Genomic DNA, 25,183 nt, shown 5'->3' with positions numbered 1-25,183 from the left:
CGCTCAGTTGCCGACCGGCGCTGTTGGCGTGAATGTCACCGGCATCTTCTCCAAGCCGCTGACGAAGTTGGCCGCGCGCAACGGCAACGATTCATCGGTCGCCAGCCGCAGGTCGGGCAACCGCTGCAAGATCTTGCGCATCATTATCGAGATCTCCAGCCGCGCAAGCTGATTACCCATGCAGAAGTGCGTGCCGAAACCGAACGCAAGATGACTGTTCGGATTCCGCTCGATATCGAATCGCAGCGGATCGACGAACTCGTCTTCATCGAAGTTGGCAGATTCGAACAGCAGCATGACCTTCTCGCCTTCGCGCAGCGAGGTACCGTAGAAATCAGTGTCCGACGTGAGCTGACGACACATGTTTTTCACCGGTGAGGTCCACCGCAGCATCTCCTCGACCGCGGTACCCATCAACCGCTCAGTGTCTGTCCGCAGCGCCGCGAATTGTTCCGGAGTTCTCAACAGTTGCGCGGTGCCACCCGTGAGCGTGTGCCTTGTGGTCTCATCACCACCTACCAGGATCAGCAGCGCGTCCTGGATAATCTCCTCATCGGTGAGTTGTTCACCATCGATCACCGCATGTGTCATCACGCTGATCAGATCCTCGGTCGGTTCCGCCCGACGCGCCTCGATAAGACCCTGAGTGAACTGCGTGAACGCCAGGTACGCATTCAAGGTGACCTCTAGATCAACCTCGGACATCTTGGAACTCAGGCTGGTCACCAGGTCATCTGACCACTTCAAGAACATCGCACGGTCCTGCGGTCGCACCCCGAGCAGATCGCCGATGACTGCCATCGGCAGCGGCGCGGCGATGTCCCAGACAAAATCACACTCGCCCCGTTCACACACCGCGTCGATGAGGGTGTCGCACAGGTTCTCGATCGAGGCAGCCAAATTCTGGACCCGCTTTCGCGAGAACCCCGCATTGACCAACTTGCGACGCCGCAGATGGCCAGGATCGTCCATGTCGATCATCATCGGCACCGGCGGCACATAGTCCGGCCGAATACCACCCGCGCTGGAAAACAGCTCGGGCCGGCGTTCCGCTTCGATCAATGCGCGATAGCCGGCGATACCCACCAACCCGTTGCGGTCCCGGAACACCGGCTCGTGGGCGCGCATCCATGCGTACGCAGTATGCGAATCACCCGCATAGAACTGCCCGTCAGCCAGATCGATGTCCGGCCGAACCAACGCGTGGGCGTCCACACTCATCGCATCCACCTTCCCACTGCGATCCTCGTCACAGAGTGACACTTTTGAATCAGATTGTAAAGCACGTATTCGCGCGGCCGCCGGCGGAAGATACCCCGGCAAGGCCATCGTCAGTATCGCCAGGTTGATCTATATCCGCTATTTACCAACTGTTTTCACGTATTTGCCCAAGCATCGACAGAGCCCTTGCCGAACCAGGTGCGTGTAGGACACTATCTATACAATGTCCGATGCCCCAGACGATAGGCCCATCTTGCCCATACCCCCGGCAGCGATCGATGACCGCATCATCCAGGCATTCACCGTTGTCAGCGGGATGCCCCAGACTCCGGAGCTGCGGGTGCTGCACACCCGGCTGAAAGCAGAACTGGTCGGCGATGCCGACACTGTCGCAGCCACCCTGACCCCGGACTTCACCGTGACGATGCACAACGACGATGCGACGTTATCGCTGGCCGCAGGCGCAGTGGTGGACGGTGTCCGCACTCAAGCGGCCGCCGGAATCCTGGTATGGACCGAGTTCGACACACTCGCCACCGGTCCGGGCACAGTCGCCGGTACCGGCCAGCTGTGTGTCATTGCCGCGTCCGCGCTGACTGTGACACCGATGGCGTTCGGCATCCGATTCACCGGCGACAAGATGTGCTCGGAAACCGTATTCCTCGCCGGAAGCAAACAAACAGACACCCTCGACGCGGACATCCTGCCCTCATTGGATCAGCTGCGCATCCGGCTGGCGTGACCATGAAAAAACTTGCGAATAAGGCAGTCTCGCTCACGAAGCTAGTCGGTCACCTGTCCCACGGCGCCCAGCGGGTGGTCACCGACACGGTGGTCGGAAGTCTCGCCGGCCTACCCCGACAGGCGGCGGACCTCGATCCCGCGACCCTGTCCAAGATTCTCGGAACACCCGTCACCGCAGTCTCGGTGCTGGGCGGAGACGCAGGCACATCATCGCGAGCTCGCCTCGAGCTGGCCGGCGACGGAGTCCCTCGGTCGGTGTTCGTGAAGATGCCCGCGCAGACGGCGGCCACCCGGCTGATCGGCGAGCTGGGCCGCTTGGGGCACACCGAGGTGCAGTTCTACAACCAGATCTCGTCGGCTCTTTCCGGGGTACCCCGATGCTACGGAGCCGCGTTCGAGCCTTGGTCCGGGCGGTACATCATCGTGCTGGAGGATCTGGCCGTACATGGCTGCGAATTCCCCGACACACTGCATCCCTTGAGCACCGCCCAGGCCGGCTTGGTCGTCGAGCAGTTGGCACGGTTACACGCCGCGTTCTGGGAAAAGCTCCCCGCTCGCCGTCGGCGAGGTCCGCTCAGTTGGCTGTATACCGCCTCAGGTGACGCTACCTCGCTGCTGACCGGCTCGCTCATGACGACTTCGATCAAGCGACTCGCCGACCAGTTGCCGGTGGAGAACGGCCGGTTCATCGCTGAGAACTACCGTGCAGTGGCGGAAGTAATAGACCGTCCGCCGCACACCGTGATGCACGGCGACGCACATCCCGGCAATGTCTACTTCCGGGACGGCGCCGCGGGCCTGCTGGACTGGCAGGCGGTGCGCCGCGGGCATCCTTCTCGCGAACTTGCCTACACCTTGATCACCAGCATGACCCCGGAGGATCGACGTGCAGGTCAACGCGACCTGCTCGATCATTACCGCTGGTCTTTGGCGACTGCCGGCGGTCCAGAACTGGACGCCGAAGAGCTGTGGCTGCGGTTCAGGCAAGGCGCCCTCTACGGGTACGTCGCCCCACTGATCACAGCCGGCATGGGCGGCATGCAGACCGACGACATCGCGATCGAAGGATTGCGCAGGGGTGTTGCCGCCCTTGACGACCTTGAAACCATTGCCGCACTGAAGAGTTCGATGTCCTGAGCCCCGCCGGCAGTCACGGCACCAGCGCACGGATCAGATAACGATCGACGAATCGCCGCTTGGCAGCCACCGGACGATGCCGCCAGTCGGTCGTCAGCAGGAACGATGTCGTCGCCGACATCCACTGCATGGTTTCGCGCAGATCGAGATCTGCGTAGATCTGGCCGTCGGCTTTCCACTGTTTGAACAACGGCGAGACATGCTCAGCCATCACGTCGACGACCGACTGGGTACCGGCCTCCAGCACCGGGACAAGAACACTGGTCTCATTGGCATATAGCGCGTGGTTGAGCGGATCGTCGTCGCTGACCGCAGCGACCGGCTTGAGCACGAGCTCCCGAATACTCCTGGCGGCGTCCCGGGGACGACGCAAGGAATGCACCCATCGGTTGAACGCGTTGTCGATTCTGCGCAGCACCAGACCCAACAGCAGGTCATCACGACTGGCGTAGTAGCGGTACAGCGTCGATCGGGCGACTCCCGCGTCGCTGGCGACCGCAGTCATTCGGATCTGGGTATCACCACGATCGACGATGCACCGCTCGGCCGCATCCAGAAGGCGGCTGCGCGCTTCCTCGTCATCCGCCGAGTCGCGGTCATCCGTCCAATGGCGAGTGTGCGACGGCGTCATGTGCCCGATGTTGCCATGCGGTGGGCGCTGGCCCAGACATCGGCCCCGGCGGGACCGAACGCGGGATCACCTCAGCCCTGGCGCACCCGGACCGGAACTCGCGCATAACCGTTGACACTGGTCAACGTCGTGCGCTTCACGTTCGCGACATCGACCTCATAGTCGGGCATGAAGTCCAGCAAGTAGTCGAGGGCGATCACGCTTTCCAGTCGGGCCAACGCGGCGCCCAGACAGCTGTGGATACCGTAGCCGAACGCCAGGTTCTGGGCCTGCGCCCGATCCCGGTTGATGTCGAAGATCTCAGCGTCGGTAAACGCCCGTTCGTCGCGGTTGGCCGCCGCGCCCAGCAACATGATCGCGGCACCCTGCGGAATCGTCGTACCGTGCAGCTCAACGTCTTTGGTGACGTAGCGACAGTCGTACTGCACCGGCCCCTCGTAGCGGAGCAGTTCCTCGACGGCGGCCGGGATCTTGCTGCGGTCTGCACGCAACTGTTCCCACTGGTCGCGATGCTTGGAAAACACCACGGTCGCGATGCCTAGCAGCTTGGCCACCGTCTCCGCGCCGGCACCGCCGAGCAAAGTGCAGAATCCGGCGATCTCGACGTCGTCCAGACTGGTCCTGGTGCCGTCCTCGCGCTCGACCTCAACCGCACACAGGCGACTGATCATGTCGTCCTGAGGCTCAACGCGTCGCTCCTGGATGATGTTGTAGTACAGCGCTCCGGTCTTCATCATGGCCTCGTTGCCGGCGCGGCTCTGGGTCATCCGGCCCGGCGGGCGTTCCAGTGAGGTCTCCAACCACAGTCGGACGTTCTGACGGTCCGCTTCCGGGACTCCCAGCATGATGGTGATCACCTCGACCGGGAACAGCGCCGAGAAATCGGCTACCACGTCGAAATTCGCCGGGTCGGCCTTGGACAGGTAGTGGGTGATCCTGTCCCGGATAACCTCCTCCTGCGCCTGGATGGCCCGCGGGGTGAACACCTTGTTCACCAGGCTGCGCATCCGACGGTGCTCGGGCGGATCCATCCAGATGATCGACTTGTTGTGGGAGTGCTGGCCCGACTGGATCTCCTCGAGAGTCACCCCGTACGCGGACGAGTATGTCTCGAAATCCTTGAAGGCCGCCGCGACGTCGGCGTGCCGACTCAGTGCGTAGAAGTTGTACTTTTCGCTGTAGTAGACCGGCGCCTCATCGCGGAGCCGCCGGTAAGTCCCGTACGGATCGTTGAAGTGCTGCTCGGAAAATGGATCGAAATCGATTGTTGCGCGAGTCATTACGCACCCTTTTCACTGAACAGGGGCTCTTCGTGAGCCGCCACACTGAGCACCTGATCCCGTGCCCACCGATAGTCGGGCTTGCCCGAAGGACTACGTTCGATGCTGTCCCGGAAGACAATTGCCTTCGGCAGCTTGTAGCGCGCGATCGACTGCGCCGCGTGCGTCACCAAGTCCTGCTCCGGGATCACAGCCCCGTCGGCGAGCGCGACGACCGCGACCACCTCTTGGCCCCACCTGGCGCTGGGTCGGCCGGCGACCACCACATCGGCCACGGCGGGGTGGGAGGCGATGGCCGCCTCGACCTCTTCGACGAAGATCTTCTCCCCGCCCGAATTGATCGTCACCGAGTCACGGCCGAGGAGTTCGATCGAGCCGTCGGCCCGATGACGCGCGCGATCGCCTGGGATCGAGTATCGGACTCCGTGGATCACCGGGAAGGTGGCAGCGGTCTTCGCCGCGTCACCCTTGTATCCCAACGGCACGTATCCGCGTTGTGCCAGCCATCCGATCCCCTCATGGCCCGGACTCAGAACCGAGCCGAGGTCCTCGGCCGCGACACACGTGTCCGGGCCGGGCTGGAAGACATTGCCGCCAGCGCGATCGCCGGTGGACAATTGGCGCATCTGCTGACCGGTCTCGGACGAGCCCACGCCATCCACCACGAGTAGGCCCGGTTTGGTCTCGATCAACCGCTGCTTGATCGACGGGGTCAGCGCAGCTCCCCCGTTGGCCCAAACCGCGAGGCTGGACAAGTCGGCGTTGCCGCGTTCGGCGGCTTCCAGGAACGGACGCGCCATCGCGTCGCCGACCGCACTGATCGAGAGCACCCCCTCGCTCTCGATCAGCTCAACGACCTCGTTGGCTTCCAAGCGCTGTACGGACGTCGGAAAGACCAATGTCTGGCCAGTCGTCATCGCGGTCATCGCCGTCCACTGCGCCGCCCCGTGCATCAGCGGCGGAAGTACCAGCAGTTTCGTCCCTGGCTGTGCCGACGCCTGCTCGGCGATCTGCTGGTGACTCTGCGCCACTTCTCCGGTCATGAAGTTCCTGCCACCGAAACCGGAGATGAAGATGTCATGCTGGCGCCACAGCACGCCTTTGGGGCTACCGGTGGTGCCGCCGGTGTAGAGGACGTACAGATCGTCGGGTGACGGCTGAACATCGAGAGGACCGCCGGGACCGGCACCGACAATCGATTCGTAGTCCACAGCGCCGTCGAGTAGCGCTGCATTCGAGTCGTCTGCGATCTGGATCAAAACCCGCAGATGCGGTAGCTCAGGAAGGATTTCGGCAAGCTGAGGTGCAAAGGCCGCGTGGTAGACCAATGCGGTCGCGCCGGAATCAGCCAGCAGATGGCGCAGCTCTTCCTTGACGTACCGATAGTTGACGTTGAATGGCGCCACCCGGGAGTGGAAAGAGCCCAGTAACGCCTCGACGTACTCGTTGCCGTTGTAGGCATAGATACCCAGAAGATCTTGTCCGACTTGATGATTGGCCAGATCGGGGCGTTCGGTCGTACAACCGAGACCGCACGATCGCAGAAATCGGGCGAGCCGTTGAGACCGTGACAAGATGTCGGCGTAGGTAAAGCGACGCGTGCCCTGGACGATGAACTCACGGTCCGGGACGGCTGCGGCAACAGCTTGTGCCACCGCGCTCACGGTGAACGACACTTCCCCGGAAGATGGGCCGCGGGTCATCGTTGTGCCTCGCGGCGGGGAAAGCAGCCAACCCAGGTTGGTTGCGACGCCCTGGTGTGGAGAATTTCGTCGCCGCACGGCACATCAGTCGCGAGAGCGGCTTTCAGGGCATGGGACTTGAAGGCGAGCCCTGCGCTACTGGCCCGGCACGATGTCTGCACGAGATGTGCTCCGACGCCTGCGGCAGGTACCGCTCCCCACATCACGACCTCTGTGGAGACGTCAGCCATTGCGCTGTCGATGCACCTGCGCACCGCGGGGTCGGCGTCGATCATCGCGGCATCGACTGCCAGCGCAGTCGGGGCGTAGCGACGCTTTCGCCGATGTTCCCGACGTACCGACGCCGCCAGAGTGGACAGATCTCCCTGGGAACACGGGGTCACCCCGAGCACACGCAACGGCAAGGACTCTTCGCCGTCCGGCAGGTAGACGAAAACATCCCATCCCGTCAACGCTCGGTCTGCCAACCAACCGCCCGCGGCGGCCACCACATCGACCGCCGACGATGCGATGACATGGAGGCGATGCCGGAACACCTCATCGCCAGATAACTCGACGGACGGGCTCCCACCGCGGGGGGCCAACTCCTCAGCCAACGCTTGAGCGGTCATGACCGGTCGCCTTCTCTAACACCACGAACCCTCATTTCGGCCGCGCTGCTGTCACACCATGGCAGCACGTGTCCCTTGATATCGGACAAATCGACGGTTTTGTAGTCACCGTCAAACCCGTAGCCAAGCGTGACAGTTTTCACTGATTTTGTAAAGTTCCCGGTGCCGCCGTCGGCCGGGGCAGGCGAACCAGGCCGTCAATCGGCACCGAAAGTCTGCAGAGTGGAGGAAATCGCACCGTAAGCCAGATCGGCTGCCGCCGACCAGGTTTGTCCAGCGTCGATCAGCAACGCAGCGGTGAAGTAGGGACTCAGGTGCGCGCACACCGTGGCATGCAACTCTGCCGGCACCTGGCCGGCGTGGCCGGTGGATGTCCACAGAACCTGCGCGATGTCGGTCATGGCCGCCCGAAATTCACCGAGCCGATTGACTTCCACCGCAGCGAGCTCGGGTGACAGGTCTCGCCGTGAGCTCAGTTCGAAAAATCCGCGCCCGATCGTCGCATTCATCTCATGCGCCGCCCGGCAGGTGCGTCGCAACCAATCCTGCGGGTCACCGGTCAGCGTGGGCAGCTGGGCACGGTAATCGAGAATGCCCGCTTCGAAGGCCGCCGCCAGCAGCTTGTCCCGGGTGGCGAAATGGCGGAACAAGGTGCGCCGGCTGGCGCCGCTGGCCTCGGCCACCTCGTCCATGGTGACGTCGAGGCCGGAAGTGAGGACCAGACGGCGGGCGGCGGCCAGGATGTGATCGATCGCTGCCCGACGTTTGACATCGGCCAGCGAACCGTGAGTGGCGGACACATCGAGCAGGATACCCACGTAGGCCATCTTGACACTCATGAGTGCCAGATAGACACTTGATAATGTCAGAGCATCCGATTTCCAAAGGACGGTCAACATGACGCGGCCCCGCCATCTGGACACGACAGCGATCACCGAGGACGACGCGGCAATCGCCGAGGCACTGGCGCAGACATCGGTGTCCGCCCTGGTCGCCGCGACGGTCACCATCACCGGTGATACGTCGTTGTTGCGAGGACCGATCCGACCGAACCAGTTCGTGCTCAACGAGTTCCAGGGCAAGCTGACCGTCGACGAACAGGATCAGTTGCGTCGGGACGCGCACAAACAGATCTGCGCCTGGCGCGATGCCGGGTGCCCGACCCCCGTACCGCTCGACGATGCCGTGATGCGCGAGATCATGGACTGGATCGCCTGCGAGCCGGTGCCCGATGACTACGCCGCTCTCTATGCCGAGGAAATGGACCTCGCCGGCGCCAACCCACGCTCGATCAGGTTGGCTCGTCCGCCCCGTACCGCGGCGGACTTTTCGGTTCTGATCATCGGATGCGGTGAGTCGGGATTGTTGGCCGGTATCCGCCTGCAGGAGGCCGGGATCGCATTCCAGATCGTCGACAAGAACGACGATGCCGGCGGCACATGGCTGGAAAACACCTACCCGGGTTGCCGGGTCGACGTCGCCAGCCACTACTACTCCTATTCATTCGAGTCCAACGGTGAGTTCAGCGAGTACTACACCCGCCAACCGGAGCTCCGCGACTACTTCCGCGAGGTGATGGCCGAGCACGACCTCGCCCGGCACGTACTGTGGCGCCACGAAGTGCTTCGCGCGCAGTGGGATCAGCACACCGGCCGATGGGCAGTCACGTTGCGCGGGCCCGACGGCTCCGAGACGACCCGCTGGGCCAACGCGATAATCAGTGGTGTCGGCATCCTGAACCGGCCGCACATCCCCGAGTTGCCGGGGATGGACCGGTTCAGCGGGCCGGTGTTCCACTCGGCGCAGTGGGACCACAGCGTGGATCTCTCCGGTAAGCGGGTGGCGCTGATCGGCGCCGGCGCCAGCGGATTCCAGATCGGCCCGGCCATCGTCGACGACGTCGCCGAGCTGGTGGTGTTCCAGCGCACCCCGCAGTGGATGGCCCCCAACCCGCGCTACCACGACCCGGTGGCCCCCGGTGAACGCTGGGCGATGCAACACTTGCCGGGATACGCGAGGTGGTATCGGTTCATGCTCATGTGGCAGTCGAGCGACCGGCTGTTGGAGCTGGTGCGCGCCGACCCCGCCTGGCCCGATTTTCCGCGCACCGCCAATGCGGCCAGCGCTGCCCGCCGCGAGCTGTTCACCGCCTGGATCGCCAGCCAGCTGGCCGATCGGCCGGACCTGATCGACCAGGTCACCCCGAACTATCCGCCGATGGCAAAACGCATGTTGCAGGACAACGGCAGCTGGTTACGCTGCCTGACCCGGCCACATGTCGAATTGGTGCGCGACGGTATCACCGATATCACCGCCACCGCCGTGTGCACCGACACCGGTCGTCACGAGGTCGACGTGATCATCCTGGCGACCGGTTTTCGGGCCAGTGAAGTGCTCTGGCCGATGGAGATCATCGGCCGCGACGGGGTGTCGCTGTCCGCCGTGTGGGACGGCAAACCCACCGCCTACAACGGCGTTTCGGTGCCGGGTTTCCCCAACTTCTTCATGATGAACGGACCCGGCACCGGGCTGGCCCACGCCGGCAGCGTGATCTTGATGTCGGAGTTGCAGATGCGCTACATCGGCGAGGCCCTGCGCACCGTGATCGACGGCGGTCACACCGCGATCGAACCGACAACCGTTGCCCACCAGCACTATCGCACCAGGCAGCAGGATGAACTGTCGACATTGATGTGGGGTCATCCCTCGATCGAACACTCCTGGTACAAGTCCGCCGACGGCAACGTCTACGTCCTGTCGCCCTGGCGCATCGTGGACTACTGGAACATGACCAACACCGTCCACGCCGAAGATCATCTCCTGCACAACTCCTGACGTGCACCTCTGTCCGCCAAACCCATTGCAACGGTGACGGACTCCACCACTTTCCTCGACGCCCTGCGCGGTCGCCTGGTCTGCAACCGGCGCCGATCACCCGACAGACGGTCGGCCCACCGACCTGCGCAGCTCGCGTCGGAGAATCTTCCCGGCGGTGTTCTTGGGCAGTTCATCGACGATCACCACCGACCGAGGGTATTTGTAGGCCGCCATGCGATCGCGGCAGAAGCCGATGATTTCCTGCGGGCTGGCGGTCGCGCCCTGGATCAACGACACGAACGCCTTGACAGTTTCGCCGCGATAGTCGTCGGGCACTCCGACGACCGCGGCCTCCAATACGGCAGGGTGCCGATACAGCACATCCTCGACGTCACGCGGAAAGACTTTGTATCCGCCGGCATTGATGACGTCTTTGAGCCGGTCGATGACGAACAGCCAGCCGCCGTCGATCATCTTGCCGATGTCGCCGGTATGCAGCCATCCGTCGACGATCGCCCGCGCCGACTCTTCGGGGCGTCGCCAGTAACCCGGCACCACCATTGGACCCGACACCACGATTTCTCCGGTACCGCCAGGCGGTAGGTCCACTCCGGTAGCAGGATCGACGATGCGCACCCGGGCGCCGGGGACGGGGATACCTACCGCAGTCGCGCCGGATTCCGGGTCAGTGGGTGGATCGACGGCGACCGGCCCCAGGTGGGTCGGCGACGTCGTCTCGGTCAGGCCGTACGCACCACGCAACGTCCAGCCGGTAGCGGCATGCACTCGATCAATCAGCGCCGGACTGACGGGCGCGCCACCCGATACGGCCTTGGTCAACGACGACACATCGATCTGGGCCAAATCCGGCTGGTTGATCAGCGCGATGAACGCCGTGCTCGCACCGATCATGAACGTGCCCTGCCATCGCTGGACCGCACGCAGCGTGTAATCGGCATCGAACCGATGCATCAGCACAATTGGCGCGCCGCCGAGGATGTGTACGCCGAGAACGGCGATAAGACCGGTGATGTGAAACAGCGGGGCCACCCCGACAATCACGTCGCGCTCCGCCCGAATATCCCACCAGCGGCAGTACACGGCGGAACTGTGCACCATCGCGCGGTGGGTGTTCATCGCGCCCTTCTGCGGGCCAGTGGTCCCCGACGTGTAGACCAGCGCTCCGATCTCAGCCGTCGCAGGAAATCTCCCCTGTCGCACCACATCTTTCGAACTGCCAGCGGTGATAGCGCGCCAATCCGATGCGGCATCGAAGATCTGCCGAGATGACATACGGGCAGCCAACGCGTCGGGAACCGCGGCGTCTGGGGTCATGTCGAGCGGATGCGTCGTGATGATATTGCACAGCTCGGTCCCTCCGGCGACTTCCCGAACCGACGAGTACAGGCTGTCCAGGCAAACGAGGGCGCGCGCACCGGAATCAACCAGGACGTGCCGCAGCTCTTCGGCGCGCAGCATCGGGTTCACCGCCACGGGCACGGCCCCGCACTTCCAACCTGCCAGCAGAGCCACCAACCACTGCGGGTCGTTCTGCAGATAGATTGCCATCCGATCACCCGGTTGCAGTCCGTCGTCCTGCAGCCGAACAGCCAACAGTGAAGCGGCCCTGTCAATCTCGGCGATGCTCAGCGTCACATCGAAGTAATGGACCGAGGGCGCACCCGGCCGTGTCTGCACCTGACGTTCCCACGCCTGCAGCATCGTCGCGAACTCGACCGGCAACTGCGAAGGAACCCCGGCCGGATAGTTCGTGGTCCAGGATGGGGTCGACGGTGACGGTTCGGCGGTCATACGCGCTACCGCAAAACCCGCACCGGAACGTTGTGCCACCCAGCGACGTTCTGCATGCTGACCCGGCGGCAGTGATCCCAGTCGATTTCGTACCGCGGCATGATGTCGAGCAATCGGTTCAGCGCAACAGCGCTTTCCATACGAGCCAACGCAGCCCCCAGGCAGCTGTGAATACCGTAGCCGAATCCCAGATTTTGGGCCTCGGTGTGGTCGCGGTCGATGTCGAACCTGTCAGGGTCGGTCCAGGCACGAGGGTCCCGATTGGCCGAACCGCCCACCAGGAATACCGGCTTCTCGGCTGGGATCGTCACACCGTGCAGGGTCACGTCGCGAGTCGAGCAGCGGACGTTGTACTGAGCCGGAGCCTCATATCGCAGTAACTCCTCGACGGCCAACGGCACCTTGCTGCGATCATCGAGCAGCTTCTGCCACTGTTCTGGGTTCTTGGCGAAAAGCACCACGGCGCTGCCGATCAGTTTGGTGACGGTCTCCGCGCCGGCACCACCGAGAAGCGCGGCGAAGCCGGTGATCTCGATGTCGTCGAGCCGGCGCGGCAGGCCGTCGTCGCCCAGGATCTCGGCGGCGATCAGTCTGCTGATCATGTCATCCTTCGGGCTGTCACGGCGCTGTTGGACGAGGTCGTAGCACCACATCCCGATCTCGATACCGGCCTGGATACCGTCCTCGTCCATGTCGATCTGGCCGGGCGCGCGGTGCAGCGATCGGTCGATCCAATGTCGAACCTGCTGTGCCTGGGACACGTCGACACCCATCATCCGCGTGATCACTTCCACGGGGAACAGAGCCGAGAAATCCTGGACCGCATCGAAATGATCGGTGTCTTCCGGAAGATGAAGCTCGATCTGTTCGGTGACCATGTGGGTCAGACTTTGAATGGCCCTGGGCGTAAAGACCTTGTTGACCAGGCTCCGCATTTGCCGATGGTCGGGCGGGTCCATGTAGATGATCATCTGCGGGCTGGGGTTCTCGCCTGCCGCGATCATCGCGCGAACCATCGACAAGTCCACTCCCCTTGCCGAGGAGAAGGTCTCGTGGTCTTTGAATGCTGCGGCCACGTCAGCGTGGCGGGTCAGCGCATAGAAATCGTAATCAGGGCTGTAATAGACCGGAGATTCGTCGCGCATCCGCGCGTAGGTTGCGTAGGGGCCATTGAAGAAGTCGTCCGAAAACGGGTCGAACATCAGCGTTGACGTTGTCACTTGCTCTCCAAGGTAGCGGTGGCGGTCGGATCTCAATGTTTTGCTCGGTCAGATGTTCTGCTCAATCAAACTTGCTTGCAACCGTTTTGGCGCCGTCACGGGTAGCGGCCCATTCGGCGAACCAGTGCAGCGCCTCGGGGTGATCGATCGACCACGGCATAGACTTCGGCCGAGCCCAGACGCACCCCGCCGCGGTTGAGCGTGGCGTCGGATCGGCCGGCGACGGCAACTGAACCATCACGCTCGATGATGACCCAGTCGCCCTGACACCAGACGCCGGGGTACGTCTCGAAATACGTTTCACGGTAACGTTTATGGTCGACATCGCCCCACAAGAAGAGCGGCATCGACGGCATCGCAGTGGTGACGATCATCTCACCCAACTGCTCGCACTGCGGCCGGCCCGCGTGATCCCACGCCTGTACCTCAACACCCAGAGAACAACCCGATATCCGCCCTGCGTGTACCGCCGTGAGCGGGTTGCCACAAAAGAACACCGTACACACTTCGGTGCCGCCGCAGATGGAGTCAACGCGGGCATCGAGTTCACGTGCCAGCCACCGCCACCCCGCCGGCGGCAGGGGCGACCCGGTTGGCATCACCAGACGCAGCGCACTCAGGTCGAGTCGATCGCGTAACACCATGTTCTGCTTGGCCAACGAGGTGATATAGGCCGACCCCAGACCCAGCACCGTGGTACCGGTCTGAGCCGCGACGGCGAAGAGTCCGTCGGACCGAGGACGTGCCGGGTCGGCACAGGAAAGCACCACCGACGCGCCGTGTAGCAATGCTCCGATACCGTAGTTCCAGGCCATCCAACTGGTCGAGCTGGCGAAGAACATCGTGTCCGCGGGCCCGACGTCGAGACACAGACCCAGCGATTTGAGGTGCTCCAAGACGATCCCGCCATGGCTGTGCACGATGCCTTTGGGCCGGCCGGTGGATCCGGAGGTGAACAACACCCACAGTGGGTGACCGGCCAACACCGCGGTGAACACCGGTGGCCGTGGTGTGGCAACCAGCTCCTCAAAGGCCAACGTGCCCAATGGTAGTGGAGCCTCTGGTTGTAGCTTGCGCACCATGATAGTGGTGTGCACCGACGGCAACTGTGCCCGAATTTCGGCGATCGCGTCGCGGCGATCGTGGATGTTGCCGCCGTAGCGATAGCCATCCACGACCAGCAGCACAGACGGCTCGATCTGGCCGAACCGGTCGATCACGCTGCTGGTGCCGAATTCCGGCCCACATGAGGACCACACCGCACCTATCGCGGCGGTGGCCAACAGTGCGATCACCGCCTCGGGAACGTTGGGCAGATATCCGGCCACCCGATCACCAGGACGGACACCTCGCTTTGTGAGCTCGTGGGACAAGGCACCCACCATGCCGGTGATCTGTTCGGTGGACCAACGCCTCGGTGGCTGATCCTCGGCAACCTCGATCAAAGCAGCACGATCGCGCGGGGCCCTCGCCAGGATGTTCTCCGCGTAGTTCAGGCGGGCTCCGTCGAACCAGCGTGCGCCCGGCATCGGGTCCGGGCTGACGATCTGGTCAGGCCCACGCTCGGCAATCACCCGATAGTAGGACCATAGTGCACTCCAGAACGCCGCCAGATCGCGAACCGACCAGGCCCACAGCTCATCCCACGTCTTGACAGTGATCCCACGGTGCCGGGACAGCCACGCCATGAAATCCGTGACGTTGGCTGCCGCGATGTCGGACGGCTTCGGCCGCCAGACGATATCGGCAGCGTTGTCACACTCAATCATGGCGACGATTCAGCTTCCTGGCAGGTTGGATCGAACACCGATCGTCAGCCGATGTAGCGCAGCACACTCTCGGCAACACAGGCAGGTTTGGCCGAGCCTTCGATCTCAACTGTGGTCGACACCGTCAGCTGAACGGTGTCGTCGCCGAGCTCGTCGACCCCCACCAAGGTGCTGGTGGCGCGTACGTTCGATCCGACTGGCACAGGGGCCGGAAAGCGGACCTTGTTCAGTCCGTAGTTGATGGCCAGTTTGATCCCGTTGACGGTGTACATCTGCGCCATCAGCCGCGGAAGCAACGACAAGGTCATGTACCCGTGCGCGATCGTGGCACCGAATGGGCCCTGGGCCGCCCGCTGCGGATCGACGTGAATCCATTGATGATCACCGGTCGCGTCGGCGAACAAGTTCACTGCGTCCTGGGTTATCTGCACCCACTCACTGGTGCCCAGGGCTTGCCCCTTGACAGCGACAAGGTCATTGATCGAATCGAAAACGCGCACGTTCATGTCCTTCTAACATTGACGAGCATCTCGTGTCCGACGGCACGAGCGGGAGACGGTTACATCACAGTGTGGCCGCCGCGGCGTCGGCGTCCATTGCGCGGACCGCCGGCATCACTTCGTCGGCGAACAACCGCATGCTCTTCTCGGCGGTCTCGATCGGCATGCCACCGAAATGGAACAGGCCCACGATCTCGCTGCAATTGGTGATTTCTCGCAGCCTCTGCACGCGCTCGATGCATTGCTCGGGGGTGCCGACCAGATGCAGGTCCATGTTGCCGACCAGACCGTTCTTGGCCTGGTCGAGCTGATATTCATACCCCTTGATGCCGTCCCAGTGCGCAGCGTCGCCGAGGTTGTAGTGATGGTTGGTCTCCACCCCGAGTTGCGTGATGTACCGCTTGCCCATCTTGCGGGCATCTTCTTCGGTCTCGGTGCAGTACACCCACTGGTGCACAATCGGTTTGGCTGCAGGCAGGCCCAGCCCGCTACGCAGATCATTGAATTCAGCCACCTGGCTGCGGATCACATCGGCGCTCTGGGCGGCGACGAACATCGGGTTGAGTCCGGCCTGGGCAACGGTGGTCAACGATTGTGGACTGGTGAATACGCCCAGCATGTTGTCGATCAGATCAGTTGAGCGCGGCCGTGGCCGGGTTGAGGTCTCGGGGATCTGGTAGAACTCGCCGTCGTAGGAGAACCGTTCCTTGGTCAGGGCGAGTTTGAGGATCTCGATGCTCTCGACGAACCGGCCCCGCGACTCGGCCATGTCGATGCCGAAACCGGCGAACTCGGACTGTCCCAGGCCTCGCCCCACACCGACCGACAACTTGCGGCCCTGCAGCAGGATATCGAACAGAGCGATCTCCTCGGCCACCTGTAATGGGTGATGCCAGGGCAGCACAATCACCATGGTGCCAAAGTCGATGGTTTTGGTGGCCCCGGCGAAATAGGCAAGCAGTTCAAGAGGATTGGGCTCCATGCAATGCGGTCCGAAGTGATGCTCGGTCGTCCACATCGAATCGAAACCCAACGGTTCGGCCAGCAGCCCCAGATGGATGTTCTCCTCCCACAGCACATGGTCGGGCACCACCGGTGGCCGAGTCCAGTCCTCGGCGATGACACGCTCCCAGTCGGCGGAATTCAGTGCCTGCAGGCAAATGCCGAATCTCATTGACTCATCCCTTCCCGAAACCCATCCGGTCGGACCAATACTACTACACTATCTAGTGTAAAGACTAGAGTCTCTAGCCTCAAAGGCCCTGAGCCGCTCAGTCGGTTTGCGGAACGACGCCCGCACCTGCGGTGACTTCCGCGAAAATCGCCGAGAAACCTTTCGGCAGACGATCTTCCGATTCGCCTTCCTTGGGCAACAGCCGAGGACGTTGCCTCGGCTCGATGGTGTAGGTCGGCTCGAACAGCGCCGGTACGACATTGCGGAGTTCCTCGACGGTGTAGCCGCCTTCCTTCGATACCAACCGCGACGGCACATACGGCGGGTACAGGCCGATTCGGCCCGATCCCGACACATCGAAGACATGCCCGTTGAGCCAGCCGGATTCCTCGCTGGCCAGGTACGCGACCAGCGGTGCGTTGCCCGCCGGCGGCCCGGCCAGTTTGGTGGCGATCGGTCCCAGGTCCCCGGGGATGCCCGATGGACAGATCGTGTTGACCGTGATGCCGTGCTCGTCGAGTTCGATCGCCGCAGCCCGGGCGAAGCCGAGGATGCCGGCCTTGGCCGCGCAGTACGGGGACATGTAGGCATCGCCAATGGTCCCGTCCACTGAGGACACCGCGATCACTCTTCCGTATTTCTTGTCGATCATCGTCGGCAGCGCGGCCTTCAGGACCGAGAAGTGTCCTTTCATGTGGATACCGATGACCCGGTCCCAGTCCTCCTCGGTCAGTTTGGTGATGGACTTGATCGCTACCTGACCGGCCAGCAGTACCAGTACATCGACGGTGCCGAACTGGTCCAGGGCGCGCTGAACGACCGCAGAACCGCCGGCCATTGTCGACACGTCGGAATCGTCGGCCACTGCGTTGCCGCCGGCGGCGACAATCTTGTCGACAATCTTTTGCGCCCGGGCAATGTTCACGTCGTTGACCACGACGCTCGCCCCCTCGGCCGCCAGCAGCCGCGACATTGCCGACCCCAGGCTGCCAGCACCTCCGGTCAAGATCGCCACCCGGCCCGCCAACAGTCCCATTCTCATCGCCTCCGTCGTGATAATCGGGTCACCAGATAGGTGCCCATGTTGGTGTGTTGAACAGATATGTCCGCCACCGCTCCCGCAGTTCCAGTTCGTTCCAGCCCAAGTCGTATCCGGCCGGCAGACCGTTGATCGCGTCATGCAGCCACGCTTGTGGGTCGACGATTCGGGACAGGGCCACCACTTCCCGTTCGATGCCGGATCCGAATGCGGTACGCAGGCCGAGCATGGGTTCCAGGTAGCTCTTGCCCTGCTGAGCGGGCTTCTTCAGCGCGCGCGCAAACCTCCCCGCGGCGGCGATGTATTCATCGAGCCTGCCTTCAAACGGCCAAAGCGTGTCCTCGATCCACAGTCCGGGATCATGCTCACCGGGGGTGATCGGAATGGCGTCAAATTCGAAGTCCTGAACCCAGTTATCCAGTGGCGCCAGAATTTTCGCTCTCACACCTCGCCGCAGGCCATCGGTCTTGACCGCGAGTGCTTTGAGGTCGCCGTGCTGGATGCGTTCGCCGAGCTGGTCCCACGCCGCGGCGTCGCGGACCGCGATGACGGTGACCACGGTGAACGCTTCGCCCACCACCGGTGGGTGTCGCAGGTACCATGCCAGCCTGGCCTCGGACGACCTGCCGAGCACCGGCAGCCACTCGTCACGAAAGGTGGCCTCGAACTCCGCCTCTTTCTCGCCGATCAGCGAATGCACCTCGTGGATGAACAGCATTCAGCTCGCCAAACGCACTGGCAGGTTCCGCAATTCGCGAAACGCGAAGATCTCGTCGCGACGCGCAGGCGCAGCCTCCAGAGACAGGTTCGGGAACCGTGACAGGAGTCGGTCGAAAAACACCTGACCTTCTTGGCGGGCCAGCGATGCGCCCAGACAATGGTGGATGCCGCCGCCGAACGACAACGGTGGCCCCTGACTACGACGGACGTCGAGCCGGTCCGGGTCGGTGAAACGCTCCGGGTCGCGATTGCCTGCAGCCAACAGCACGGTCAGCTGCGCTCCGGCCGGCAACTCGGTGCCGGCAATCTCCAGATCTTCGTGGGCCGAGCGCGCGGCCACTTGCACCGGCGGGTCATACCGCAGGAATTCCTCGACGGCACTGGGAATCACGGACCGATCATCAAGCAGGATCCGCAGCTGGTCGGGATTGCTCAACAGTGCATACAGACCGTTGCCGATCAAGTGTGCGGTGGTGGAGAATGCCGCGACGAACAGTGTCAGCACCAGCAGGTTGACCTCATCCTCGGCCAGCCGTTCGCCATTCTCCTCGGCCCGCAGGATGGCAGTGAGCAGATCGTCCTCGATCGGGTGGGCCTTGCGGTCTGCGACAAACTCGATGAAGTACGCCTTCATCTGTTCCGATGCCGCATAGGCCGCTTTGAGCTGGTCGATCGTGGCCCATGGTGATGCGCCGGCGACAGCGTCAACCATCAACGGGGCGAACAACATCCAGTCGCTTTCGGGAACGTTCAGCATCCGGCCCACGACCGCCACCGGCAGCGGTGTGGACAGATCCGCAATGACATCGATGACATCGCCGGACTCGAACTTGTCCAGCAGACCGTCGGCGATGGATGTCGTGTTGGGAAGCATCCGGTCGACCTGACGCTTGGTGAACGCCTTGGTCACCAGCCGGCGCAACCGGGTGTGCAGCGGCGGATCGAGATTGATCAATGCGGCCGGATCGGTGATGAAGGTGCCGTACTTGTCCCCTTCTCCGTCGGCGTCCTGTCCGACTGCCCGCTCCCCTACACCCAGTCGGCCGTCCCGCAGTACCTCGCTGCACTCGGCGTAGCCGCGCACCCCGTAGTACTTGGTACCGGCAATCTGGAAAATCGTCGGCGCGTGCTCGTGCAATTGCCGGTAGAGCGGATACGGATTGCCCCGTCCCTCGGTGGTCTGGGTCAACTGGATGAACACCTCGTCGGTGTTCACTGCTGCCGTCATGCCCCTGTTTCCTTCCACGACGAGCGCGAACCATGCCGACACCACACCTGGGGCGCCGCGTCAGGCCTGACAAAACCAAATCCAGACGACCGTACTTCGGCGAATAGTTCTGATACAAGAGTCTCTAGTAATTCACCGAGAGGTTCTTTGTGGTTCCATAGTTGCCATGCCCAAGACCTCTTCGGCGCCCAACCGCACCCGCCGGCCCGGCAGCACGTCCGCGCGACGCGACGACGTGCTCGTCGCCGCGCGAGACATGCTCGACGAGGAGGGCTGGGACCGGCTCAACATGGTGGCCCTGGCCGAGCGCGTCGGCATCAAGGGCCCGTCACTGTACAACCATGTCAAAAACCTCGACGACCTCAGGCGCGAGCTCTGGATGCTGGTGGTACGCGACATGGGAGAATCCATCCGCGACGCCGTGCTGGGACTGTCGGGGGATGACGCCGTGCGCGCCATTGCGACCGCATACCGGACATACGCGCACAAGTACCCGCGCCGCTATGCCCTGCCGGTGACCATCCCCGGGCTCAAAGGCCACGACATCGCCGCCGCGATCTCCGTGGCCACCGACACCGCCAATGCCGTATTCCGCTGGTACGGCATCACCGGAGAGAGCGCCGCCATCGCCAATACCCTGTTGACCGCGAACATGTCCGGATTCCTGGCCATGGAACTACAGGGCGCAATGCAGGTGGACCCGGACCGCGCCTACCGCATCATGGTCGAAAACTTCATCGCGGGTCTGCGACAGATGCAGTCAGACATGTAGACAGCCGTCCCAGACCCGGCGGCGAGTCTCAACGCAGCAGACGGAAGAACGAACGAACCTCGTCGACGAATGTTTCGGGTTGCTCGAATGCCGGGAAGTGTCCACCCGTGTCGAGTTCGTTCCACCAGCGCAGGTCGGGATAACGCTCTTGGGCCCAACGTCGCGACGAGCGGTATACCTCTTTCGGGAACTGCGAGCAGCCGACCGGCACCGTAACCGGATCTGTGTTGCCCTTTCCGAAACTTTCCCAGTAGAGCCGGGCCGATGACGCACCGGTGGCCGGCAGCCAGTACAGCATTACGTTGTCCAGCAGCTCGTCCCGGGTGAGAACGGTGAACAGATCACCGCCATGGTCGACCCAGGACCAGAACTTCTCGGCAATCCAGGCGCATTGCGCGCTCGGCGAATCGACCAGGCCGTAGCCGAGCGTCTGCGGACAGGTGGATTGTTGCGTTGAGTATCCGGTCCCGGACTTCATGTGCTCACCGACGGTGGACAGCATCGCCCGTTCGTCACCGGTCAGATCCGCCGTCTTCGCCGCACCGGGGCCGGGGGGCACCAGGTTGAGATGGATCCCGACGACATGTTCGGCGTCACGTTGGCCGATGCAGTTGGTGACGGCAGATCCCCAGTCTCCGCCCTGTGCCCCATAGCGGTCATAGCCCAGCCGCGCCATCAGCACCCCCCACGCATCGGCGATCCGCTCGATACCCCAGCCGGTGGTCGTGGGTTTGTCACTGAACCCGTAGCCCGGTAGCGACGGGCATACCACGTGGAACGCGTCGGCGGCCCGACCTCCGTAGGCAGGCGGATCCGTCAACGGCCCGATCACCTTGAGGAATTCGACGATTGAGCCCGGCCAGCCGTGACTGATGATCAGTGGCAGCGCGTCGCGATGTGGCGACCGGACATGCACAAAGTGGATTCCGAGGCCGTCGATCTCGGTACGGAACTGTCCGATCTCGTTGAGCCGCTTTTCGGTTGTCCGCCAGTCGTATTCATCGGCCCAATAGCAGCAGAGGTCGCGGACGGCCTGCAGTGGCATGCCCTGGGACCAGTCGTCGACGGTTTCTTTTTCCGGCCATCGGGTGGCGCGGATGCGGTGGCGCAGATCGGCCAGGTCGGCGTCTGGCACCGCGAGGTGAAACGGGGCGATGCTGCTCAAATCCTCAGCCTCCTGCGGCGCGCGCCAGTTCGGCCAGCTCGTCGCGGTCGACGATCACCACCGTGGCGCCTCGGCGTCCATAGGCGTTCGCCAGCGCGAACCCGATACCGCTGGCTCCGCCCGTGACCACGGCCGCGGCCGCCGACAGGTCGGGAGCTTTGTCCGGGGAGGTCATAGCAGCACGAACATCGAAGCCAACAGGACGAACACGACCGCGCAGTATCCCTCGAATCCGGCGCGCAGCCACCGAGGCGCCTCCCGCAACTCCATGAAGTAGAGGCCGACCAACCGGGCCTTGAAGACCGCGATGGCGATGATCACCAGGCTGAGGGCCATGTGCGTACCGGGGGAACCGTGTGTGCCCGCGGTCCAGGACGAGACGGTGAGCGCCACCAGCACCGCCCAGACGAGCGTGGTATTGCTGCGTAACAGAGTCGTCATGGTCACCTCACCAGGAATACGAGCGGGAAGATGATGATCCACAACAGGTCGACCAGGTGCCAGAAACAAGCGCCGCCCTCGAAGAACCCGATCCGCATCGGCGTCGGATCCGGTTTGGACGCCAACCGAGCCAACACGGCCAGCATCGCCAGGCCGATGATCACGTGGGCCAGATGCAGACCGGTGAGCACGAAGTAGTACATGAAGAACTCGTTGGTGCTCGGGCCGATCCCGGCAGCGAACTTCTGCTGGTACTCGAAGACCTTGACCACCACGAAGCAAGCACCGATCAGTGCGCCGCCGACCGTCAGCGGGGTTGCCAACGTACGAAGCCGGTCGTCGCGCAGTGCTTTCGTCGCAAGGACGATGAGCAGGGAGCTGGTCAACAGGATCAGGGTGTTGACGACGCCAAACGTCCGGTTCAAGTGATCTTGCGAGCTGGCGAACAGTTCGGGATCCTCGGCCCGGCGACTCAGGTACACGACGAACAGGACGGTGAAGATCACCAGGTCGCCGAACAACAGAATCCACAGCCCCGGCTCACCGGGCACGTGGGGGGCCGCCTCTGGGGCGCAGTCGACGTTCGTGTCGGCGGCGGCGTCGAGAAGTGGCTTCATACCGTCGCCGCCGCAGTCGTGGTGAGCGAACGCTGCTCGTCGTCGATCTGGGCGTCGATGGCGTTGAGAAGCAGCCTCGCGACCACCGTGAACCACACGCCAAGGACGATCGTCGGCAACCAGAACGCCAGCAGTCCGTTCCAGGCGAACGGCCCGGTACGGGTCAGAAAGGCGACGGCGCCCGCTTCGGTTCCCAGCGCCGACCACACGGTGAGGTAGCCGAACCACCGGGGAAACGGTGAGTGCACAACGGTATTGGGCACCAGGCAGATCACCGCCAACGCGACCCACAAGAAAATGAAGTACTGGGTTGTCGTGATGAAGACGAGCAGACCCAGCTCGTGCAGGGCGGCCGTCACCTCGGCCGCCCGGTCCGGTTTGAAAGCCGCAGCACCCCAGATGATCGGGGGCAGCACCATGAAGATCGACATCAGCGCGCCCCCGGCGGCGCCCACGGACGTCCAGACCGGCGCCCTGGCCGGCTCGTGGCGCAGCATCTGCATCGCCAGCACGATGGTCAGCGGCAGGACGAAGGGGGCCGTCCAGCTCATCACCACCGCGCCGATCAGAACCTGTGTGCTGTGGTCGGTGTAGAACTGCGCGATCTGGTCCGTTGTCCACTGCGCCGACGGTGGCGGGAACATGCGCAGCAGGAAGAAGTGGACGCTGCCGTAGATCCCGCCCCCGATGAACGTCCACCACAGCAGCACCTTCTGGCTGCGCAACGCGATCAACATTTGGCCCTCCACTTCGTCGTCGACGGGCTGATCGTCCTGCTCACTGATCTACGGGTGGCGCGGTAAGCCGGTCGTAGCGTGGATCGGTGCGGTCGCGGCTCGATTGCCAGTAGGCACTGAGGTCGTCGCCGGGGATCGACGCATCGGGCACCACGCGCCGGTAGGCAACCTTCCACCGCCCGTCGACGCGACGGAAATAGTCGATGTAACGACCGAAGCCACTGCCCGTTTGACCGCCGATCACCGAGTGCATGACGAAGAAGGTCTCACCCCATGCCTGGTCTCCGTCCACGTCGAACACCGACTGACCCAAAAGGTGGTGCATTGTCATTTCAGTGACGGATTCGGATGTCGCACAGATCATCTCGGCAAACTCGCGGCCCGTTCCCTTGAACGAGCCGTGATCGTCGAAGGAGTCTTCTGTGTAGCAGTCGATGATCGCCGGTCCGTCGGCGCGGTCGACGGCTGCCGACAACACCGCGATCACCTCCGCCAGCTCCGCCTTGTCGGCGAATGACCGCCAAGCCGAACTTTCGGTCACGATCGCGCCGCGAAGTCGATGTGCAGTTCGCTCAATCCCCGCAAGATCCACAGCGGAACGTATTCGAATCGACGGTCCTCCGGAGGACCGTGATGCACCTCATCGAGCCGAATATCGCTGATACGGTCCAGAATTCGGTCGACAGTGACCCGTCCTTCGATCCGAGCCAGCGGACCGCCCGGACAGCTGTGCGCACCCCGGGCGAAGGCTACGTTCTGCCGCGCGTTGGGCCGGTCGACCCGCAGCTCGGCCGGGCACTCAAAGCGCGCCGGGTCCCGATTCGCCGCACCGGGCAGCAGCATGATCTTCGTGCCCGCCGGGATGTCCACACCGGCGAGCGTGGTGTTCTTCCGGGTGAGCCGGAAATCGCTCTTGACCGGGCTCTCGACGCGCAGCATTTCTTCGACGAAGTTGGGGATGAGCTGGCGGTTCGAGCGCAGATGCTCCTGCAGCTCGGGCTTCTCGGCCAGCACGTGTAGCGCACTGGCCAACAGCCGTGCGGTGGTCTCGTGACCGGCGATGAACAGGAAGGTGGCGACCCGCACCACTTCGATCACGTCCGGCAACCCACCGTCCGGAAAGCGCTGCGTCGCCAGTTCGGTGAGGATGTCGGGCGTCGGCGTTTCCCGCCGATCGCTGATGTAGGTGGTGAACCACTTGTCCAGGTAGGCCAGCGGGTTGAGGTCCAGCGACCCGTCCTCGGCCGTCGTGGCCCACGGCTCGTCCTGGGTCGGACCGGTACCGGCCAACAGCGCACGGAACATGTCGTGGTCACCCTCGGGAACGCCCAACAGATCGGCGATGACCAGCAGCGGAAACGGCTGACCAAATGCGCCGACGAACTCCGCGTGGCCATCGGCGATGAACTCGTCGATCAACCGATCGGCGACGTCCCACATGAACTCTTCGTTCTCTTTCAGGCGCTTCGGCGTGAACAGCCCGTTCAGCAGCGCCCGGTGTGCGGTGTGCGTCGGCGGGTCAAACGACACCAGATGCTCACTCATCGGGAACTCCTCCCGATGCGCATCGATCAGATCGGAGATGTCGTCACCGACCGGTTCGAAGGGCAGCGGAAAAGGACCGGATGACGAGTTGATGGCCGAGAACGTGTCGCTGTCCCGGTAGACCGACACCAGCTCGTCATAGCCGGTGACCGCCACCATCCCCGTGCTTGCGACCGGGCAGACCGGTCCCTGCTCACGAAGATGCTCATAGTACGGGTAGGGATTCTCGGCAAGTCCGAGATCAGAGAAGAAATCGACTGTGTCGTACGCCGTCATGAAGCTGCCCGCCGCGCTGATTCG

Annotated in this window: 25 protein-coding genes; 4 read left to right on the top strand and 21 right to left on the bottom strand. The window is 63.2% G+C overall.

Translation table 11 applies throughout. From position 1 onward, the window contains the following. Positions 1-3: 3 nt before the first annotated feature. On the bottom strand, positions 4-1,221 hold the full coding sequence (locus tag FR943_RS06240; RefSeq protein WP_217155489.1) for a cytochrome P450: 1,218 nt from the start codon (positions 1,219-1,221) through the stop codon (positions 4-6). 223 nt (positions 1,222-1,444) lie between these two features. Between FR943_RS06240 and FR943_RS06235 the strand changes: the two genes are divergently transcribed. Both FR943_RS06235 and FR943_RS06230 read left to right on the top strand, forming a co-directional pair. Then, positions 1,445-1,963, top strand: a complete 519-nt coding sequence (locus tag FR943_RS06235; protein ID WP_217155488.1) for a hypothetical protein — start codon at positions 1,445-1,447, stop codon at positions 1,961-1,963. A 2-nt stretch (positions 1,964-1,965) separates the two neighbouring features. After that, entirely contained in the window at positions 1,966-3,102 is a 1,137-nt protein-coding gene (locus FR943_RS06230) for a phosphotransferase (protein WP_217155487.1), read from the top strand. Positions 3,103-3,115: 13 nt separating this feature from the next. Here FR943_RS06230 and FR943_RS06225 read toward each other — a convergent pair whose 3' ends face one another. The 5 genes from FR943_RS06225 to FR943_RS06205 all read right to left on the bottom strand — a co-directional run bounded on the left by FR943_RS06225 (position 3,116) and on the right by FR943_RS06205 (position 8,166). Continuing rightward, entirely contained in the window at positions 3,116-3,733 is a 618-nt protein-coding gene (locus FR943_RS06225) for a TetR/AcrR family transcriptional regulator (protein WP_217155486.1), read from the bottom strand. 71 nt (positions 3,734-3,804) lie between these two features. Then, positions 3,805-5,013, bottom strand: a complete 1,209-nt coding sequence (locus FR943_RS06220; protein WP_217155485.1) for a cytochrome P450 — start codon at positions 5,011-5,013, stop codon at positions 3,805-3,807. Continuing rightward, positions 5,013-6,716, bottom strand: a complete 1,704-nt coding sequence (locus FR943_RS06215; protein WP_217155484.1) for a medium-chain acyl-CoA ligase Mig — start codon at positions 6,714-6,716, stop codon at positions 5,013-5,015. Before FR943_RS06215 ends, FR943_RS06220 begins: the two co-directional genes overlap by 1 nt. Next, positions 6,713-7,327 carry a hypothetical protein gene (locus FR943_RS06210; RefSeq protein WP_217155483.1) on the bottom strand — a complete coding sequence of 205 codons (615 nt, stop codon included), beginning with the start codon at positions 7,325-7,327 and terminating at the stop codon, positions 6,713-6,715. The genes FR943_RS06215 and FR943_RS06210 overlap by 4 nt, the downstream gene beginning before the upstream one ends. A gap of 197 nt (positions 7,328-7,524) precedes the next feature. Next, a complete protein-coding gene (locus FR943_RS06205; protein WP_217155482.1) occupies positions 7,525-8,166 on the bottom strand; it encodes a TetR/AcrR family transcriptional regulator in 642 nt (213 codons plus the stop codon). A gap of 58 nt (positions 8,167-8,224) precedes the next feature. Here FR943_RS06205 and FR943_RS06200 point away from each other — a divergent pair, with 58 nt between their 5' ends. After that, positions 8,225-10,162, top strand: coding sequence for a flavin-containing monooxygenase (locus FR943_RS06200; protein WP_217155481.1), 1,938 nt, complete (start codon positions 8,225-8,227; stop codon positions 10,160-10,162). A gap of 96 nt (positions 10,163-10,258) precedes the next feature. On the opposite strand, the gene FR943_RS06195 is transcribed toward FR943_RS06200, so the two are convergent. From FR943_RS06195 to FR943_RS06160, 8 genes are all read right to left on the bottom strand, one after another. Next, positions 10,259-11,956 (bottom strand): class I adenylate-forming enzyme family protein, encoded by a 1,698-nt coding sequence (locus FR943_RS06195; protein WP_217155480.1) that lies wholly within the window; start codon positions 11,954-11,956, stop codon positions 10,259-10,261. A gap of 5 nt (positions 11,957-11,961) precedes the next feature. Next, on the bottom strand, positions 11,962-13,176 hold the full coding sequence (locus FR943_RS06190) for a cytochrome P450 (RefSeq protein ID WP_217155479.1): 1,215 nt from the start codon (positions 13,174-13,176) through the stop codon (positions 11,962-11,964). Between the two features lie 95 nt (positions 13,177-13,271). Further along, positions 13,272-14,945, bottom strand: a complete 1,674-nt coding sequence (locus FR943_RS06185) for an acetoacetate--CoA ligase (RefSeq protein WP_218045361.1) — start codon at positions 14,943-14,945, stop codon at positions 13,272-13,274. Positions 14,946-14,989: 44 nt separating this feature from the next. Then, positions 14,990-15,445 carry a MaoC family dehydratase gene (locus FR943_RS06180; protein ID WP_217155478.1) on the bottom strand — a complete coding sequence of 152 codons (456 nt, stop codon included), beginning with the start codon at positions 15,443-15,445 and terminating at the stop codon, positions 14,990-14,992. 64 nt (positions 15,446-15,509) lie between these two features. After that, a complete protein-coding gene (locus tag FR943_RS06175) occupies positions 15,510-16,619 on the bottom strand; it encodes an LLM class flavin-dependent oxidoreductase (protein WP_217155477.1) in 1,110 nt (369 codons plus the stop codon). Between the two features lie 97 nt (positions 16,620-16,716). Then, the gene (locus tag FR943_RS06170; protein ID WP_217155476.1) at positions 16,717-17,655 is read right to left on the bottom strand and encodes an SDR family NAD(P)-dependent oxidoreductase; all 939 of its coding nucleotides are present in this window, start codon (positions 17,653-17,655) and stop codon (positions 16,717-16,719) included. 28 nt (positions 17,656-17,683) lie between these two features. Further along, complete coding sequence (locus FR943_RS06165) at positions 17,684-18,376, bottom strand: hypothetical protein (RefSeq protein WP_217155475.1); 693 nt, start codon at positions 18,374-18,376, stop codon at positions 17,684-17,686. After that, entirely contained in the window at positions 18,377-19,606 is a 1,230-nt protein-coding gene (locus tag FR943_RS06160) for a cytochrome P450 (protein ID WP_217155474.1), read from the bottom strand. A 166-nt stretch (positions 19,607-19,772) separates the two neighbouring features. Here FR943_RS06160 and FR943_RS06155 point away from each other — a divergent pair, with 166 nt between their 5' ends. Further along, positions 19,773-20,378 (top strand): TetR/AcrR family transcriptional regulator, encoded by a 606-nt coding sequence (locus tag FR943_RS06155; RefSeq protein WP_217155473.1) that lies wholly within the window; start codon positions 19,773-19,775, stop codon positions 20,376-20,378. A 28-nt stretch (positions 20,379-20,406) separates the two neighbouring features. On the opposite strand, the gene FR943_RS06150 is transcribed toward FR943_RS06155, so the two are convergent. From FR943_RS06150 to FR943_RS06120, 7 genes are read right to left on the bottom strand one after another with little or no spacing between them, the layout of a single operon-like run. Further along, the gene (locus FR943_RS06150) at positions 20,407-21,543 is read right to left on the bottom strand and encodes an epoxide hydrolase family protein (RefSeq protein WP_218045359.1); all 1,137 of its coding nucleotides are present in this window, start codon (positions 21,541-21,543) and stop codon (positions 20,407-20,409) included. A gap of 4 nt (positions 21,544-21,547) precedes the next feature. Continuing rightward, on the bottom strand, positions 21,548-21,718 hold the full coding sequence (locus FR943_RS06145) for an SDR family NAD(P)-dependent oxidoreductase (protein ID WP_217155472.1): 171 nt from the start codon (positions 21,716-21,718) through the stop codon (positions 21,548-21,550). Then, positions 21,715-21,984 (bottom strand): cytochrome C oxidase subunit IV family protein, encoded by a 270-nt coding sequence (locus FR943_RS06140; RefSeq protein WP_217155471.1) that lies wholly within the window; start codon positions 21,982-21,984, stop codon positions 21,715-21,717. The genes FR943_RS06145 and FR943_RS06140 overlap by 4 nt, the downstream gene beginning before the upstream one ends. Before the next feature lie 2 nt (positions 21,985-21,986). Further along, positions 21,987-22,601 (bottom strand): cytochrome c oxidase subunit 3, encoded by a 615-nt coding sequence (locus tag FR943_RS06135; protein ID WP_217155470.1) that lies wholly within the window; start codon positions 22,599-22,601, stop codon positions 21,987-21,989. After that, positions 22,598-23,338: a hypothetical protein gene (locus FR943_RS06130; protein ID WP_217155469.1), complete on the bottom strand. Its 741-nt coding sequence runs from the start codon at positions 23,336-23,338 to the stop codon at positions 22,598-22,600. Before FR943_RS06130 ends, FR943_RS06135 begins: the two co-directional genes overlap by 4 nt. A gap of 40 nt (positions 23,339-23,378) precedes the next feature. Continuing rightward, on the bottom strand, positions 23,379-23,879 hold the full coding sequence (locus FR943_RS06125; RefSeq protein WP_217155468.1) for a nuclear transport factor 2 family protein: 501 nt from the start codon (positions 23,877-23,879) through the stop codon (positions 23,379-23,381). Then, entirely contained in the window at positions 23,876-25,159 is a 1,284-nt protein-coding gene (locus FR943_RS06120; protein ID WP_217155467.1) for a cytochrome P450, read from the bottom strand. Before FR943_RS06120 ends, FR943_RS06125 begins: the two co-directional genes overlap by 4 nt. Positions 25,160-25,183 lie beyond the last annotated feature (24 nt).

It is taken from the genome of [Mycobacterium] fortunisiensis, assembly GCF_019050325.1.
Lineage (GTDB): Bacteria > Actinomycetota > Actinomycetes > Mycobacteriales > Mycobacteriaceae > Mycobacterium > Mycobacterium fortunisiensis.
Note: the sequence above shows the minus strand (reverse complement) of the source record. Positions and strands in the feature narration are given on the sequence as shown.

Excerpts from the sequence above, each read along its gene's own strand:
- FR943_RS06165 (WP_217155475.1), bottom strand. The coding sequence starts at position 18,376 with ATGCTGTTCATCCACGAGGTGCATTCGCTGATCGGCGAGAAAGAGGCG.
- FR943_RS06200 (WP_217155481.1), top strand. The coding sequence starts at position 8,225 with ATGACGCGGCCCCGCCATCTGGACACGACAGCGATCACCGAGGACGAC.
- FR943_RS06220 (WP_217155485.1), bottom strand. The coding sequence starts at position 5,013 with ATGACTCGCGCAACAATCGATTTCGATCCATTTTCCGAGCAGCACTTC.
- FR943_RS06195 (WP_217155480.1), bottom strand. The coding sequence starts at position 11,956 with ATGACCGCCGAACCGTCACCGTCGACCCCATCCTGGACCACGAACTAT.
- FR943_RS06170 (WP_217155476.1), bottom strand. The coding sequence starts at position 17,655 with ATGGGACTGTTGGCGGGCCGGGTGGCGATCTTGACCGGAGGTGCTGGC.
- FR943_RS06160 (WP_217155474.1), bottom strand. The coding sequence starts at position 19,606 with ATGACGGCAGCAGTGAACACCGACGAGGTGTTCATCCAGTTGACCCAG.
- FR943_RS06130 (WP_217155469.1), bottom strand. The coding sequence starts at position 23,338 with ATGTTGATCGCGTTGCGCAGCCAGAAGGTGCTGCTGTGGTGGACGTTC.
- FR943_RS06210 (WP_217155483.1), bottom strand. The coding sequence starts at position 7,327 with ATGACCGCTCAAGCGTTGGCTGAGGAGTTGGCCCCCCGCGGTGGGAGC.
- FR943_RS06140 (WP_217155471.1), bottom strand. The coding sequence starts at position 21,984 with ATGACGACTCTGTTACGCAGCAATACCACGCTCGTCTGGGCGGTGCTG.
- FR943_RS06155 (WP_217155473.1), top strand. The coding sequence starts at position 19,773 with ATGCCCAAGACCTCTTCGGCGCCCAACCGCACCCGCCGGCCCGGCAGC.
- FR943_RS06215 (WP_217155484.1), bottom strand. The coding sequence starts at position 6,716 with ATGACCCGCGGCCCATCTTCCGGGGAAGTGTCGTTCACCGTGAGCGCG.
- FR943_RS06175 (WP_217155477.1), bottom strand. The coding sequence starts at position 16,619 with ATGAGATTCGGCATTTGCCTGCAGGCACTGAATTCCGCCGACTGGGAG.
- FR943_RS06235 (WP_217155488.1), top strand. The coding sequence starts at position 1,445 with ATGTCCGATGCCCCAGACGATAGGCCCATCTTGCCCATACCCCCGGCA.
- FR943_RS06230 (WP_217155487.1), top strand. The coding sequence starts at position 1,966 with ATGAAAAAACTTGCGAATAAGGCAGTCTCGCTCACGAAGCTAGTCGGT.
- FR943_RS06145 (WP_217155472.1), bottom strand. The coding sequence starts at position 21,718 with ATGACCTCCCCGGACAAAGCTCCCGACCTGTCGGCGGCCGCGGCCGTG.
- FR943_RS06135 (WP_217155470.1), bottom strand. The coding sequence starts at position 22,601 with ATGAAGCCACTTCTCGACGCCGCCGCCGACACGAACGTCGACTGCGCC.
- FR943_RS06120 (WP_217155467.1), bottom strand. The coding sequence starts at position 25,159 with ATGACGGCGTACGACACAGTCGATTTCTTCTCTGATCTCGGACTTGCC.
- FR943_RS06240 (WP_217155489.1), bottom strand. The coding sequence starts at position 1,221 with ATGAGTGTGGACGCCCACGCGTTGGTTCGGCCGGACATCGATCTGGCT.
- FR943_RS06225 (WP_217155486.1), bottom strand. The coding sequence starts at position 3,733 with ATGACGCCGTCGCACACTCGCCATTGGACGGATGACCGCGACTCGGCG.
- FR943_RS06185 (WP_218045361.1), bottom strand. The coding sequence starts at position 14,945 with ATGATTGAGTGTGACAACGCTGCCGATATCGTCTGGCGGCCGAAGCCG.
- FR943_RS06205 (WP_217155482.1), bottom strand. The coding sequence starts at position 8,166 with ATGAGTGTCAAGATGGCCTACGTGGGTATCCTGCTCGATGTGTCCGCC.